Annotated in this window: 1 protein-coding gene; it reads left to right on the plus strand. The window is 66.8% G+C overall.

The window, feature by feature from the left end; all coding sequences use genetic code 11:
* Nucleotides 1-24 precede the first annotated feature (24 nt).
* A partial coding sequence (locus FS507_RS18360; protein WP_222121497.1) for a hypothetical protein occupies nt 25-214 on the plus strand: 190 nt, incomplete at its 3' end.

Genomic DNA, 214 nt, shown 5'->3' on the forward strand with positions numbered 1-214 from the left:
GAGGAGGGGAGGGTGTGGGGGCGGGTGGCGAAGAAGATGACGGAGGGGGAAGGTGAGGGGATTGGGGGAGATGTGGGGGGGAAGGGGGGGGAAGTGGGGGGTGGAGTGGTGGGTGAAGATGAGGGTGTGGTGGGGGAGGTGGGGGAGTTGAAGCAGACCGTGATGGACCGGGAATTCGGGGGTGAGGGAGTGTGGGGCGGGTTGATGTGTGGGG

This window comes from Corynebacterium glyciniphilum AJ 3170 (genome assembly GCF_007673095.1).
In the GTDB taxonomy this organism is placed as follows: domain Bacteria; phylum Actinomycetota; class Actinomycetes; order Mycobacteriales; family Mycobacteriaceae; genus Corynebacterium.